Here is a 12,421-nt window from a genome sequence, read left to right as displayed (position 1 = left end):
CCGCGAGTGGTAGACCTGGACCATGAGCAACGACATCCGCGAACTCGCCGAGGGCGAGAGCTACCTCGCCTTCTTCCAGGGCGGCCCCTTCGACGGGCAGACCGAGACCCGCGTCAGCACCGACGGCGGCTACGAGAAGGAGGTGGACGTCTACGCGGCGGTGGACGGCCAGGAGACCCACCTCGTCTACACCGCCGTCGCCGCGAAGGAGGTCGGCGAGTCGGTCCACGTGACCTTCACCCTCGACGCCCCCGACTCCGACCCCATCGAGGACCACGAGGACCGCGGCGGCGGATTCCAGTAGGCACGACCCCTCAGGGACGCCGTCCCGGCTTCGGCCGGGGCGGCGTCCGTCGTTCCCGGCCGCCCCGCCTGTGACGAACCATGACGTCCCCCCTGCGGGTGTCGAGGTGCCCCTCCTACGATCGCCGCTGGAGCGGCCGAGCAGCGGGCGCCGGACGGAGACGACGATGCCCACCACGAACGCGACCCCCACGATCGGCCAGCAGTCCACCGAGTTCACCACCGGATTCACGGCCGCCATCGGCGACGACCTCGCGGCGGTCTTCGCCGGCGAGCAGGCCGACCTCGTCTCGGCCGGAGTGCCCGACCACGCCGTGTCCGCCGGCGACGGGCTGCCGGACGCGACGGTCCTCACCGTCGACGGCGACTCCGTCGCGCTGTCCTCCGTGCTGGGCGACGGCGCGGCCGTGCTCGTCTTCTACCGCGGCGCCTGGTGCCCCTACTGCAACCTCACCCTCCGCCACTACGACGCCACACTCGCCCCGGCCCTGCGCGAGCGCGGCGTCGCGTTCGTGGCGATCAGCCCCCAGACCGCCGACGGCTCGCGGTCGACGGGCGACGGCGAGCTCGGCTTCACCGTCGTCTCGGACCCGGGCAACGCCCTCGCCGGGCGCCTGGGCATCGTGACGGCTCCGAGCGACGCGGCGATCGAGGCGCACACGTCCCTCGGATTCGCGGTGAAGGACTCCAACGCGGACGACACCCCCGCGATCCCGTTCCCGACCGTGCTCGTGGTCGACGCGGGCCGCGTCGTGCGCTTCGCCGACGTGCACGTCGACTACACGACCCGCACCGAGACCGACGAGATCCTCGCCGCGGTCGACGACCTGGCCTGATCACCGACGGAGCGGGGAGGCCGCTGTCAAGCCTCCCCGCCGTCCGGGCGCTCTCCCCATCCGGCTGCCTAGTCTCCTTCGAACCACCATCGACGCCGACGGACGGCGCCGGAAGGAGAACCCGCATGACCGAGATCACCGCGCACCACGGCCTCTTCAAGGACACGAACCTCCACGTCGACGACACCGGCGGCTCGGGCCGCCCGATCGTCCTGATCCACGGCTGGCCGCTCTCGGGCGAGTCCTGGTCGGAGCAGGTCCCGGCGCTCACCGCCGCCGGCTACCGCGTCGTCACCTACGACCGCCGCGGCTTCGGCCGCAGCGACAAGCCGCTCACTGGCTACACCTACGACACGCTGACCGAGGACCTGCACGCGCTCCTCACCGAGCTCGACCTGCAGGACGTCACGCTGGTCGGCTTCTCGATGGGCGGCGGAGAGGTCGCCCGCTACTTCTCGAAGTACGGCACCGAGCGCCTGCGCAGCGTCGTGTTCGCCTCCGCGGTGCCGCCGTACCTGATGAAGGGCTCCGACAACCCGGACGGCCCGCTCGAGAAGTCCCAGGCCGCCGAGATGACGGCTGGTCTCACCAAGGACCAGGACGCGTTCTACGACGACTTCACCACGCAGTTCTTCTCGGCGGAGGGCACGCTCGTCGTCTCGGAGGAGCAGCGCCAGGACGCGCTCGCCCTCGCGAAGCAGTCGTCGAAGGTCGCCGCGCTCGCCTGCATGACGGCGTTCGCGACCACGGACTTCCGCGAGGACCTGCCGCTCGTCACCGTCCCCACGCTCGTCATCCACGGCGACAGCGACGCGACGGTGCCGTTCGAGGGCTCGGGCGCGCGCACGCACGCCGCAATCCCCGGCTCCGAGCTGCACGTCGTCGAGGGCGGCCCCCACGGCGTCAACGTCAGCCACGCGGAGGAGTGGAACGCCCGCGTCCTCGAGTTCCTCGCGAAGTAGGCGGCACCGCCTCCCCCTGCTGATCGAGTAGGCCGCGCAGCGGCCGTATCGAGATCCCCCGACTCCTGGAGACGCGGGTCTCGATACGCCCCTGCGCGGCCTACTCGGCCAGCAAGCGTCGAGTAGGGCGCGGAGCGGCCGTATCGAGATCCGCCAGCGCCCGCAGTCGCGGCGTCAGCCCTTCTCGGCACCCTCGGTGGTGTTCATGATCCGCTTCTGGAAGACGAAGAACAGCACCGCCACCGGGATCGACATCAGCACCGCCGCCGCCAACTGCAGCGGGTACTGGTTGCCGGTGCCCAGCTGCCCCGAGACGAGCGAGGCGACTCCGGTCGTCAGCGTGTTCAGCTCCGGCGACTGCCGCGAGACCACGAAGTGCGAGAACTCGTTCCACGAGCCCTGGAACGACAGGATGAACAGCGTCACGATCGCCGGCCGCGCCATGGGCACCACGATCGAGCGGAACGTGCGGAACACGCCGGCCCCGTCGATCCGCGCGGCCTCCTCGATCGACAGCGGGATCGAGTCGAAGAACTGCTTCATGATGAAGATGCCCGCCGCGTCTACGATCAGCGGCACGATCATCCCCGCATAGCTGTCGTAGAGCCCGAGCTGCTTGAGGATCAGGAACCGCGGGATCAGCAGGACGACCGCCGGCACACTCATCACTCCGATGAACAGCGCGAACAGGAAGCCCCGCCCGCGGAAGTTCAGCCGCGACAGCGCATAGCCGGCGAGCGAGTCGAAGAAGACGCGCCCGATGGTCACGAACACGGTCACGATGACCGAGTTCAGGGTCCACAGCGGCAGCGGCACATCGGTGAAGAGCCGCTCGTACGAGGCGAACGACCAGGTCGCGGGGAGCAGCGACAGCGGGTTCGACGTCGCATCCGCATCGGTCTTGAACGACGACGCCACCGAGATCAGGAACGGGTAGATGTAGACCAGCGCGAGCGCGATCAGCAGCAGGTAGCCGCCGATCAGCGAGGCGCGTCCGCGGGCACCGAGGTGCACGCGGCGGCGCGGGAGCGGTGCGGCGGGCGTCTCGTCGACGGCCCGGGTGCCGGAGTCGATCAGGGTGCTCATCGCACACCTCCCGTGGTGAGGGTCGTGGCGGCGTCGGCGCGGGCCGCGCGACGTCGGCGGGTGCGGGGCTCGCCCTTGTCGCGCAGCAGCGCCCGCTGCAGCAGCGTGAGCACCACGATGATGAAGAAGAGGATGAACGCGATGGCCGCGCCCTGGCCCCAGCGGAGGTCGGTGAACGAGGACTCGTAGGCGAGGAACGCGGGCGTGAGCAGCGTCTTGCCGGGAGAGCCGCCTCCGGTCAGGTAGATCTGGTCGAAGACCTGCCAGGTGCCGATCAGGCCGAGGGTGAGCACCGTGAACAGCGTGGGCTTGAGCATCGGCAGGGTCACCGAGAAGAACTTGCGGAGCGGCCCCGCGCCGTCCATCAGTGCCGCCTCGTCGATCTCGGCTCCGATGTTCTGCAGAGCCGCGAGGAACAGCAGCATGAAGGTGCCCGACGTGGTGAAGATCGCCATCGTGATCAGCACGCACATGGCGACGGAGGGGCCCGACAGCCAGTCCCACCAGGTGAGGCCGAGCGGAGCAGCGGCAGCGAGCGGGCCGGAGCCGTCGAGTCCGACCGCGCCGAGGGCGCTGTGCAGGATCCCCGAGGGGTCCGCCATCCAGGTCGGACCGTCGGCGCCGAACCAGCCGAGCACCGCGTTCACGACGCCCGAAGCGCTGAAGAGGAACAGGAAGATCACGGTGATCGCGATCGACGAGGTGACGGAGGGGAAGTAGAAGGCGGTGCGGAAGAACCCGCGGCCGCGCAGGATGCGCCGGTTCACCTGCACCGCGAGGAACAGCGCGAGAGCCGTCTGCAGCGGCACCACGAGCAGCACGTAGTAGAGGTTGTTGCGGATCGAGGTGCCGAAGTCCTTCTGCGCCAGGCCCGGCTCGGTGAGCACCGCCTGGTAGTTGTCGGCGCCGACGAACTGCGCGGTCGGACCCAATGGCGAGCCGAGGCCGTTCCAATTGCTGACGCTGACCCACAGCGCGAGGCCGATGGGCAGCACGAGGAAGACGCCGATGACGAGGATCGCGGGGAGTGTGAAGAGCCAGCCGTAGCGGGCCTCGTGCCCGCGGATGCCGGAGCGGCGCCTGCGGGCGGGTGCGGGGGCGGTCATCGATGCGTCTCCTTCGACGTGTCGGGGCGGGGCTGGGGCGGGGCGCGGGGTTTGCTCTGCAGGTAACGGTTCGATCTGCAGGGGTGCCGATCTGCAGGACTTCGCGCCGTCTGCAGGGGATCGACGTGCGATCTGCAGGGGATCCTCGCGGGAGAGCGCGTTCCTCCGCTCGCAGGAGTCGGAATCGCGCGGATCCCCTGCAGATCGTGCAGATGCCTGCAGACGGTGCGAATGCCTGCAGATCGTGCAGATGCCTTCAGATCGGACAGGTGCCTGCAGACGGTGCGAATGCCTGCAGATCGTGCAGAGGCCTGCAGATCGGAGGGGCCTGCGGATCGTCAAGGCGTCCGGAGGCGGCGGGTCGGGTCCCGACGCCTCCGGCGCGCGGCTACTTCGCGTTCGCGGTGTCGAGCGCGTCCTGCAGGTTCGTCTGCAGGCCGGCGAGGATCGCCTCCGGGTCGCCCGACGCCAGGCCCTCGAGGGCCGAGTTGAAGTCGGTGATCACGGTGGCGGCGCCCGCGAAGGCGACCGGGCTGACGGCGTAGTCGTTGCCCGACACGAAGGCGGCGTTCTCGGGGTACTTCGTCGCGTACTCCGCGGCGCCCGTCTCGGTCGAGGGGATCACTCCGAACGCGTCCGAGAAGGCGAGCTGCTGCTCGTCGGCGGTGAGGGACTCGACGAGCGACTGCGCCTGCTCCGCCGTCTCGCTGCCGACCGGGATGCCCCAGCAGTTGCTGAAGGTGAAGGTCGACTTGCCGCCGGGGCCCGCGGGGAGCTCGGCGACGGTGTAGTTCACGTCGGGGTAGTCGGCCTCGAGCGCGCCGTTGATCCACGGGCCCTCGATGACCATCGCGGCGGCGCCCTTGCCGAACGCCTCCCCGGACCAGCCGGAGTCGAGGTCGGCCGGGAACTTCAGCGTCCCGTCGGTCAGCAGCTTCTTCACCTCGGTGAGCCCGGCCACGTTCTCGGGAGTGTCCGCGGTGACGGTCTCGCCGTCCTCGGACAGCAGCGAGCCGCCGGCCTGGTTCATGAAGGTGCCGATGCGCGCGTACTCGGCGCCGAAGGAGAGTCCGGTCACTCCGCTCGCGGTGAGCTTCGCCGCAGCAGACTCGAGTCCCGCCCAGTCGGTCGGGATGTCGGCGTCGGTGAGACCGGCGGCCGCCCAGAGGTCGGTGTTGATGACGAGACCCAGCGTCGAGAAGTCCTTCGGCTCGCAGTAGAACTGGTCGTCGTAGGTGAACGCCTCGCGCAGCGCCGGGTAGAACGCGTCGGCGTTGCCGGCGTCCTGCGCGTACGGCTCGAGGTAGCGGTTGCTCGCGTACGTCTGGAACTGGTCCCAGCTCATGTAGAAGAGGTCGGGCGGGTTGCCGCCCGAGAAGCCCTGACCGAGCTGCTGCGTCAGGTCGCTGGCGGCGACGACCTCGACCGTCGTGCCGTTCTCCTCGCCCCAGGCGTTCACCGCATCGGTGACCGCGGTCGTCTCGGCGTCACCGGACGAGCCGATCATGACCGTGAGTCCGGCGTCGGACGAGGAATCGGAGGAGGAGCCGCCGCTCGAGCAGGCGGCGAGAGTGACCGCGAGGCCGCTCGCGAGGATCGCGGCACCCCAGCGTGCCGCGGTGGAGGTGGATGTCATGGCCTGACCTTTCGTGATCGGGAGGTGCACCGGGAGGTGCTCGGGGCTGTGGGAGTCAGAGGTGGAGGGGAGTCCGCACGACGAGGTGCGGCTCGACGAGGCGGTGGGCCTCTCCGGAGGCGAGCTCGCGGTGCACGATGTCGTCGCCGCGCTCGCCGAGGAGCAGCTCGAGGGCGCCGGCCGCGACCGCGCCGAGGTCCTGCTCGACGCTCGAGAGGCCGACGGCGGCGGCGACCGGGGTGTTGTCGAAGCCGACGATCGAGAGGTCGGGGCGGCCGACGGCGACGGCGGCCATCGAGGCGCCGAGCGCGAGGGAGTCCGAGACGCAGACCAGACCGTCGACCGCGGGGTTCGCCTCGAGGAACGCGATCGCGGCGGACCGCGCCTGCTGCACGTCGTCCTCCGCCTCGGCCCGCAGCAGTGCGACCCCGGGGAACCGCTCCCCCATCACCCGCTCCCAGCCGCTGCGGCGGTCGTCGCCGGTCGCGGATCCGCTCGGCCAGCCGAAGAACGCGACGGTCGCGCATCCCTCGTCGGCGAGGTGCCTGCTGGCCTGCGCGACTCCGGAGGCGCCGTCGACGTCGACCCAGAGGTGCTGCGGGTCGCCCTGGTCGTCCAGCCCCCAGGGGCGGCCGAACGTCACGAAGGGCACGCCCTGCTCGCGGAGCCACGCGGTGCGCGGGTCGCCGTAGAAGGTCGAGGTGAGGACGAAGGCGTCCACGTCGGCTCCGTCGCGGAGCCGTCCGATCTGCGCGATCTCGTCCTCGGGGGTGCTCGCCGTGTAGAGGAGGATGCGCATGCCGCGCGCATCCGCCTGCTCGGTCACGGCGTGGAGGAACCGGTCGAGCAGGCTGCCCGAGATGCCGTCGAGCACGCGGTCCATCCGGACGCCGATGGTGCCCGATTTGCGGGTGCGCAGGCGGCGGGCGGAGGCGTGCGGGCGGTACTTGAGGTCGGCGATGGCCTTCTCGACCCGCTCGCGAGTCGCCGGACGCACGATCGACGGGCTGTTGAGCACGTTCGAGACGGTCTGGCGCGAGACTCCGGCGGCGCGGGCCACGTCTTCGACGGTCGGCAGTGCCATGCGTCCTCCTCGACGGGTCCGGGTGCGGTTCGATCGTTCCAACACTGCGGTGAGCGCCGATTTGATCGATCAAATACGAGTGCTACATTACCTCCGACCGCGATGCTGTCAACCGGCAGCCACCGACGGCCCGATCCCGCAGGCGCTGCACGACGCGGCCCGCACCGACGATTCAGTGAGGAGTCGACCGTGACGACCGAGCGCGACGACCGCAGCAGCACGCCCCTCCAGCCCCTCCTCCACGAGGCCGTCGTCCTCCTCCGCGCCCCCTCGCAGCTGTGGTGCGACGAGACGGGCGAGCTCGGTGCGCAGCCGATCCACGGGCTCTACCACGGCGACGTCCGCGTGCTCGCCGTAGCGTCCCTCCTCGTCGGCGGGCTCCCCCTCGAGCCGATCGCGGCCGGACGCGACGGGGCCTCCTCCGCCCGCTTCACCGGCCTGGCCCGCCGCCTCGACGACGCGTCGGCGGATCCCCGGTTCCGCGTCGTCCGCACGCGCGCCGTCTCGGCGGGATCGCTCCGCGAGAGCATCCGCCTCGAGTCGGCCCTGGCCGAGGAGGTCGCCACGCGACTCGACCTCGCGCTCGAGCCCGACTTCTCCCTCGTGCACGTCGTGAAGGCCGGGCTGCGCGACGACGCCGAGGTGCGCACCGAGGCGGGCGACGGCTCCGTCGTGTGGACCTCGGGCAGCGTCCGCGCCGAGGTGCGCGCCCCGGGCGCCGCGATCGCGACAGGAGCGAGCACCACGCTCTCCTGGGACGTCGTGGTCCCGGCCCGCGGCACCGTCGAGGTCGGGTGGAGCGTCGCGATGGAGGACTCCGCCGCGGTCGTCGCCGGAGCCCCCGGCCCCGCGGAGTGGAGCGGCACGACGGTCGACGCGGGCGACTCCCGCCTCGCGTCCTGGTGCCGCGTCGCCCTCGACGACCTCGACGCCCTGCGGATGGTCACCGTCGACCGTCCGGACGAGCCGTTCCTGGCCGCCGGCGCCCCCTGGTTCTTCACCCTCTTCGGCCGCGACTCGATCTGGGCGGCGCGGATGCTCCTCCCGCTGGGCACCGGGATCGCCGGCTCGACCCTGCGCGTGCTCGCGGGGCTCCAGGGCACCGAGCACGTGGCCGGCACCGCCGAGCAGCCCGGCAAGATCATGCACGAGCTGCGCTCGACGACCCTCGAGATCCCGGGCGAGGGCGTCTCGCTCCCCCCTCTCTACTTCGGCACCGTCGACGCCACGGCGCTCTGGGTCTGCCTGCTGCACGACGCCTGGCGCTGGGGGCTCCCCGACTCCGAGGTCGAGGCCCTGCTGCCCGCGCTCGAGGCGGCGCTGCGCTGGCTCCGCGACGACGGCGACTCCGACGGCGACGGCCTGCTCGAGTACGTCGACACCACCGGGCACGGCCTCGCCAACCAGGGCTGGAAGGACTCGGGCGACTCGATCCAGTGGCGCGACGGCACCCTGGCCGAGGGCCCCATCGCGCTCTGCGAGGTGCAGGCCTACGCCTACGAGGCGGCGATCGGAGGCGCGGCGCTGCTCGAGCGGTTCGGCCGCGACGGAGCCGCGTGGCGCGAGTGGGCGGCGGCCCTGAAGGAGCGGTTCGCGGAGTCGTTCTGGATCGACACGGCCGACGGCGGCTACCCGGCGATCGCCCTCGATGCCCGCAAGCGCCCCGTCGACACGGTCACGAGCAACATCGGCCACCTGCTGGGCACCGGGATCCTGCCGCCCGACCGCGCCGCGCGCGTGGCCGAGCTGCTGGTCTCGCCCGAGCTCTCCTCCGGCTACGGGCTGCGCACCATGTCGACCGACTCCGACGGCTACTGGCCGCTGTCGTACCACGGAGGAACGGTCTGGGCCCACGACACCGCCATCGCCGTCACGGGGCTGGCTCGCGACGGCTTCGGGGCCGAGGCGACGACGCTCGCGCGAGGCCTGCTCGCCGCCGCCGAGGGCTTCGACTACCGGATGCCCGAGCTGCACTCGGGCGATTCCACCGCCGAGGCGCCCGCGCCGGTGCCCTACCCCGCCGCCTGCCGTCCGCAGGCCTGGTCGGCGGCCGCGGCGGTGGCAGTGCTGTCGGCGGCGCTGGGGCTCGCGCCGGGCGGAGAGACGCTCGTCGTCGCTCCGCTCTCGCCCGCCCTCGCCGGGCCGATCCGGGTCGACGGGATCCGCCACCGCGGGTCCGTCGTGCCGGTGGACTGGGACGGGCGCGTCTGAGCCTCGGCCGTCAGGGCAGCCGTCGTCAGGGCAGCCGCGCCACCACCGCGCGCGCGATGGTGCGCCCCGAACGGTTCGCTCCGATGGTCGAGGCCGTTGGTCCGTAGCCCGCGAAGAACACCCGCGGGTCGGTGAGGGACGCGCCGTTCGCGACGGCGACTCCGCCCTCGCGCTCGCGCAGTCCGAGCGGCGCCAGGTGGCGCAGCTCCGGTCGGAATCCCGTCGCCCAGATGATCGCGTCGGCGCGCGTGAAGCTCCCGTCGGGCCAGCGCACACCGTCCTCCTCGATCGAGCGGAACACGCCCCGCTCGCGGAGCACCCCGCGCTCGATCCCGGCCACGACCCTCCGGGTGCGCTGCACACCGGTGCCGCCGACGATGCTCGGCAGGGCACGGCCGGCCCGCGCCGCGCGGTCCTGCTCGGCCACCGCCTCCACCGCCGACTCGAAGGCGAGCTGCTCGCCGTCGCGGAACTCGACCGGGCGCCGCGTCGCCCAGGTGACCGAGCGGGCGACCCGCTCGAGCTCGAGCAGGAAGCCGATCGCCGAGGTTCCGCCGCCCACGACGACGACCTGCTTGCCCGCGAAGTCCTCGGCCCGCACGTACTCCGTGGTGTCGATCTGCACGCCCCTGAAGCGGTCGCGGCCCGGGTAGTAGGGCACGAACGGCGAGCCCCAGGTCCCAGTCGCGTTCACGACGAGGCGGGCGTGCTCGACGGCGCGGTCCGTCTCGATCACCAGAGCGGAGGAACGGTCGCCCGGTATCGTACTCGTGACGCTCCGCACCGCCTCGGGACGCCGGACGGGCAGCTCGTAGGCCCGCTCGTAGGCGCGGTAGTACTCCGTGACCACGTCGCGCGCCGGACGGCGCCGATCGGCGGTCGAGAACGAGAGGCCCATCCGGTCCATGCCGGGCAGATCGTGCACGCGGTGCGCCGACCCCAGCCGCAGCGCCTCCCAGCGGAACTGCCACGCACCTCCGGGCTCGGGCCCGCGGTCGAGGACCACCAGGTCACGGCCGGATTCGAGCCCCAGACGCCGCAGGTAGTAGGCCACGGCGAGACCGGCCTGACCGGCGCCGATCACCACGACGGAGCGCGGCGCGGAGGCACGGTCCACGCTGCTCCCCCCGTCGTCGAGGGGCCGCCTCGATCCGGATGCCCAGGGCCCGGAGTGGCGTGTGCCCCGTCTGCTAAACTACCGGGTAGATTTCACTGTTCTCAGTTCATCGTTCGTAACCACGTCGTTGATAACCACTTCCCCAGCCGGCTTCATCGCCCGTCTGGCCTGTCATCGTGAGGGGGTCACCCATGGGGCGCGGCCGTCAGAAGGCGAAGAACACCAAGATCGCCCGTGAGCTGAAGTCGTTCAGCCCGGCGGTCGATTACAGCGCGCTGGAGCGAGAGCTCAGCCACCCGGACGAGCCGGACTACTCGAAGTGGATCGACGCCGAGGACGACGGCGACGACACCGACTTCGTCGAGGAGCAGCACCAGAAGCGTGCGTGACGCATCGTCGTCGTCGGGGTCGTCCGGTTCGGGCGGCCCCGACGTCGTTTCCGGAGTGGTCGAGCAGCTGTCCACACGCGTCGCCTACGAGACGCCGTGGATCCGCGTCCGCGAGGACGAGGTGCTCTGGCCCGGCGGGAGCACGGGCGTCTACTCGGTCGTCGAGCGCGACGACTACGCCCTGGTCCTCCCCCGCGAGGGTGACGGATTCTGGCTGGTCGAGCAGTTCCGCTACCCGATCGGTCGCCGCGCCTGGGAGTTCCCGGCGGGCGGCTGGCCGCACGGCTCCGCAGGCGGCGACGCCCTCGCGCTGGCACGCGCCGAGCTCCGCGAGGAGACGGGTCTGCGGGCGGGACGGCTCCGGCACCTCGGACGGTTGAGCGAGGCGTACGGCTTCGTCGCCCAGTCCGTCGACGTCTTCCTCGCCGAGGAGCTCGAGCACGGCGAGCACGCCCGTGAGGCCACCGAGTCCGACATGGTGCAGCGGTGGTTCGCGGACCACGAGGTCGCCGAGTTGATCCGCGGCGGCGCGATGATCGAGACGGCCGCGGTCGCGGCACTCGGGCTCTTCTGGATGGACCGCGGCCTGGTCCCGTGAGCGGATCGGCGCCGGGATCCGCTCCCGAGGTGCACATCCGCCCCGATTCCGGAGCCGACACTCGCTCCGGACGGTCGATGTCGGTGGTCTCTGCCACGCTGGATCGATGAGTCCCGTCGCCGTTCCGAGCGCCCCCTCCGGCGGCTCTCGCGGGGCGCGCCTCCCGATCTGGCGCAGCGAGCGGCGCGGCGCCGATCTCGACGAGGCCCGCGACTTCTACCAGCGCGGGTACAACGGCTCCGGCTTCCGGGCCGAGCGCACGACGACCCCGTTCGAGTACCGCTACGCCTCGACGGGCGGCGGACCGGTCAGCCTCCACTCCGCGTCGTTCCTCGGGCACGTGCGCGGCTCGGTCGATCCGGCCGGCGTCTACGTCGTCCTGTGGCTGACCGCCGGCCGCGCGTCCGTCGACCTCGGGCGCGACGAGAACCGACTGGTCGTCGGGCGGCCCGCGATGTTCCCGACCGGGCGGCCCTTCGGCTTCGAGGCGCTCGAGTACCGCGATGCGCTCGTCCACTTCGACGCCGCCTACCTCGAGCGCGCCGCGGCAGAGCTGCACGGCAGCGAGCCCGGCCCGATCCGCTTCTCTCCCGTGGCGGGCGATCCGGCTCCCTGGTGGGCCGCGGTGCGCGGACTCCGCGACACCCTCGCCGTCTCAGCCGCCCCCTCCGAGCTGCAGCGCGACTCCGCGTCGAGGTTCGCGGCCGAGGCCGCTCTGCGCACCTTCGCCCACCGGATCGTGCCGATGCCCGTCACTCCGCCATCGGTGAGCGCCCGGCGCCTGCGCCGCGCGGTCGAGTTCGTGCACGCGAACGCCGATCTGCCCCTCGGAGTGGCCGACATCGCCGAGGCCGCCGGCCTCACGATCCGCGGACTGCAGCTCGCCTTCCAGCGCTCCTTCGGCACCACTCCGCGCCACTACCTGCGCGGAGTGCGCCTCGACCGCGCCCGTGACGAGCTGGGCAGCGCCTCCCCCGGCGAGCTCGTCGTCGGCGACGTCGCCGCCCGCTGGGGCTTCGTCGGCGCCGGCCGCTTCGCCCAGCACTACGCGCAGCGCTTCGGCGAGCTGCCCCGGCAGACGCTGCGCCGCTGA

12 protein-coding genes are annotated in these 12,421 nt (G+C 71.9%); 7 read left to right on the top strand and 5 right to left on the bottom strand.

What is annotated here, in order from left to right; translation table 11 throughout:
• Positions 1-22 precede the first annotated feature (22 nt).
• The 3 genes from ASF48_RS19340 to ASF48_RS07615 all read left to right on the top strand — a co-directional run bounded on the left by ASF48_RS19340 (position 23) and on the right by ASF48_RS07615 (position 2,101).
• Complete coding sequence (locus ASF48_RS19340) at positions 23-304, top strand: hypothetical protein (protein WP_055789301.1); 282 nt, start codon at positions 23-25, stop codon at positions 302-304.
• A gap of 166 nt (positions 305-470) precedes the next feature.
• Positions 471-1,139, top strand: coding sequence for a peroxiredoxin-like family protein (locus tag ASF48_RS07620; protein WP_055789299.1), 669 nt, complete (start codon positions 471-473; stop codon positions 1,137-1,139).
• Positions 1,140-1,264: 125 nt separating this feature from the next.
• Positions 1,265-2,101 (top strand): alpha/beta fold hydrolase, encoded by an 837-nt coding sequence (locus ASF48_RS07615; protein ID WP_055789296.1) that lies wholly within the window; start codon positions 1,265-1,267, stop codon positions 2,099-2,101.
• A 174-nt stretch (positions 2,102-2,275) separates the two neighbouring features.
• Here the strand turns inward: ASF48_RS07615 and ASF48_RS07610 are convergent, their stop codons facing one another.
• The 4 genes from ASF48_RS07610 to ASF48_RS07595 form a co-directional block, all read right to left on the bottom strand.
• Complete coding sequence (locus ASF48_RS07610; RefSeq protein WP_055789292.1) at positions 2,276-3,187, bottom strand: carbohydrate ABC transporter permease; 912 nt, start codon at positions 3,185-3,187, stop codon at positions 2,276-2,278.
• Positions 3,184-4,293, bottom strand: a complete 1,110-nt coding sequence (locus tag ASF48_RS07605) for a carbohydrate ABC transporter permease (protein WP_055789289.1) — start codon at positions 4,291-4,293, stop codon at positions 3,184-3,186. The genes ASF48_RS07610 and ASF48_RS07605 overlap by 4 nt, the downstream gene beginning before the upstream one ends.
• A gap of 388 nt (positions 4,294-4,681) precedes the next feature.
• The gene (locus tag ASF48_RS07600) at positions 4,682-5,929 is read right to left on the bottom strand and encodes a sugar ABC transporter substrate-binding protein (protein ID WP_055789284.1); all 1,248 of its coding nucleotides are present in this window, start codon (positions 5,927-5,929) and stop codon (positions 4,682-4,684) included.
• Positions 5,930-5,984: 55 nt separating this feature from the next.
• On the bottom strand, positions 5,985-7,013 hold the full coding sequence (locus ASF48_RS07595) for a LacI family DNA-binding transcriptional regulator (RefSeq protein WP_055789281.1): 1,029 nt from the start codon (positions 7,011-7,013) through the stop codon (positions 5,985-5,987).
• A gap of 189 nt (positions 7,014-7,202) precedes the next feature.
• Here ASF48_RS07595 and ASF48_RS07590 point away from each other — a divergent pair, with 189 nt between their 5' ends.
• Complete coding sequence (locus ASF48_RS07590; protein WP_055789277.1) at positions 7,203-9,224, top strand: glycogen debranching N-terminal domain-containing protein; 2,022 nt, start codon at positions 7,203-7,205, stop codon at positions 9,222-9,224.
• A 25-nt stretch (positions 9,225-9,249) separates the two neighbouring features.
• Here the strand turns inward: ASF48_RS07590 and ASF48_RS07585 are convergent, their stop codons facing one another.
• Entirely contained in the window at positions 9,250-10,341 is a 1,092-nt protein-coding gene (locus tag ASF48_RS07585; RefSeq protein ID WP_055789266.1) for an FAD-dependent oxidoreductase, read from the bottom strand.
• A gap of 191 nt (positions 10,342-10,532) precedes the next feature.
• Between ASF48_RS07585 and ASF48_RS07580 the strand changes: the two genes are divergently transcribed.
• The 3 genes from ASF48_RS07580 (at position 10,533) to ASF48_RS07570 (ending at position 12,421) form a co-directional block, all read left to right on the top strand.
• Positions 10,533-10,730: a DUF3073 domain-containing protein gene (locus ASF48_RS07580; RefSeq protein WP_055789263.1), complete on the top strand. Its 198-nt coding sequence runs from the start codon at positions 10,533-10,535 to the stop codon at positions 10,728-10,730.
• Complete coding sequence (locus ASF48_RS07575; protein ID WP_200930994.1) at positions 10,723-11,328, top strand: NUDIX domain-containing protein; 606 nt, start codon at positions 10,723-10,725, stop codon at positions 11,326-11,328. Before ASF48_RS07580 ends, ASF48_RS07575 begins: the two co-directional genes overlap by 8 nt.
• A 106-nt stretch (positions 11,329-11,434) precedes the next feature.
• Positions 11,435-12,421 carry an AraC family transcriptional regulator gene (locus tag ASF48_RS07570; protein WP_055789256.1) on the top strand — a complete coding sequence of 329 codons (987 nt, stop codon included), beginning with the start codon at positions 11,435-11,437 and terminating at the stop codon, positions 12,419-12,421.

The organism is Rathayibacter sp. Leaf299 (genome assembly GCF_001423055.1).
GTDB classification, from domain to species: domain Bacteria; phylum Actinomycetota; class Actinomycetes; order Actinomycetales; family Microbacteriaceae; genus Rathayibacter; species Rathayibacter caricis.
This window is presented reverse-complemented; position numbering and strand designations above follow the sequence as displayed.

Excerpts from the sequence above, each read along its gene's own strand:
- ASF48_RS19340 (WP_055789301.1), top strand. The coding sequence starts at position 23 with ATGAGCAACGACATCCGCGAACTCGCCGAGGGCGAGAGCTACCTCGCC.
- ASF48_RS07620 (WP_055789299.1), top strand. The coding sequence starts at position 471 with ATGCCCACCACGAACGCGACCCCCACGATCGGCCAGCAGTCCACCGAG.
- ASF48_RS07615 (WP_055789296.1), top strand. The coding sequence starts at position 1,265 with ATGACCGAGATCACCGCGCACCACGGCCTCTTCAAGGACACGAACCTC.
- ASF48_RS07610 (WP_055789292.1), bottom strand. The coding sequence starts at position 3,187 with ATGAGCACCCTGATCGACTCCGGCACCCGGGCCGTCGACGAGACGCCC.
- ASF48_RS07605 (WP_055789289.1), bottom strand. The coding sequence starts at position 4,293 with ATGACCGCCCCCGCACCCGCCCGCAGGCGCCGCTCCGGCATCCGCGGG.
- ASF48_RS07600 (WP_055789284.1), bottom strand. The coding sequence starts at position 5,929 with ATGACATCCACCTCCACCGCGGCACGCTGGGGTGCCGCGATCCTCGCG.
- ASF48_RS07595 (WP_055789281.1), bottom strand. The coding sequence starts at position 7,013 with ATGGCACTGCCGACCGTCGAAGACGTGGCCCGCGCCGCCGGAGTCTCG.
- ASF48_RS07580 (WP_055789263.1), top strand. The coding sequence starts at position 10,533 with ATGGGGCGCGGCCGTCAGAAGGCGAAGAACACCAAGATCGCCCGTGAG.
- ASF48_RS07570 (WP_055789256.1), top strand. The coding sequence starts at position 11,435 with ATGAGTCCCGTCGCCGTTCCGAGCGCCCCCTCCGGCGGCTCTCGCGGG.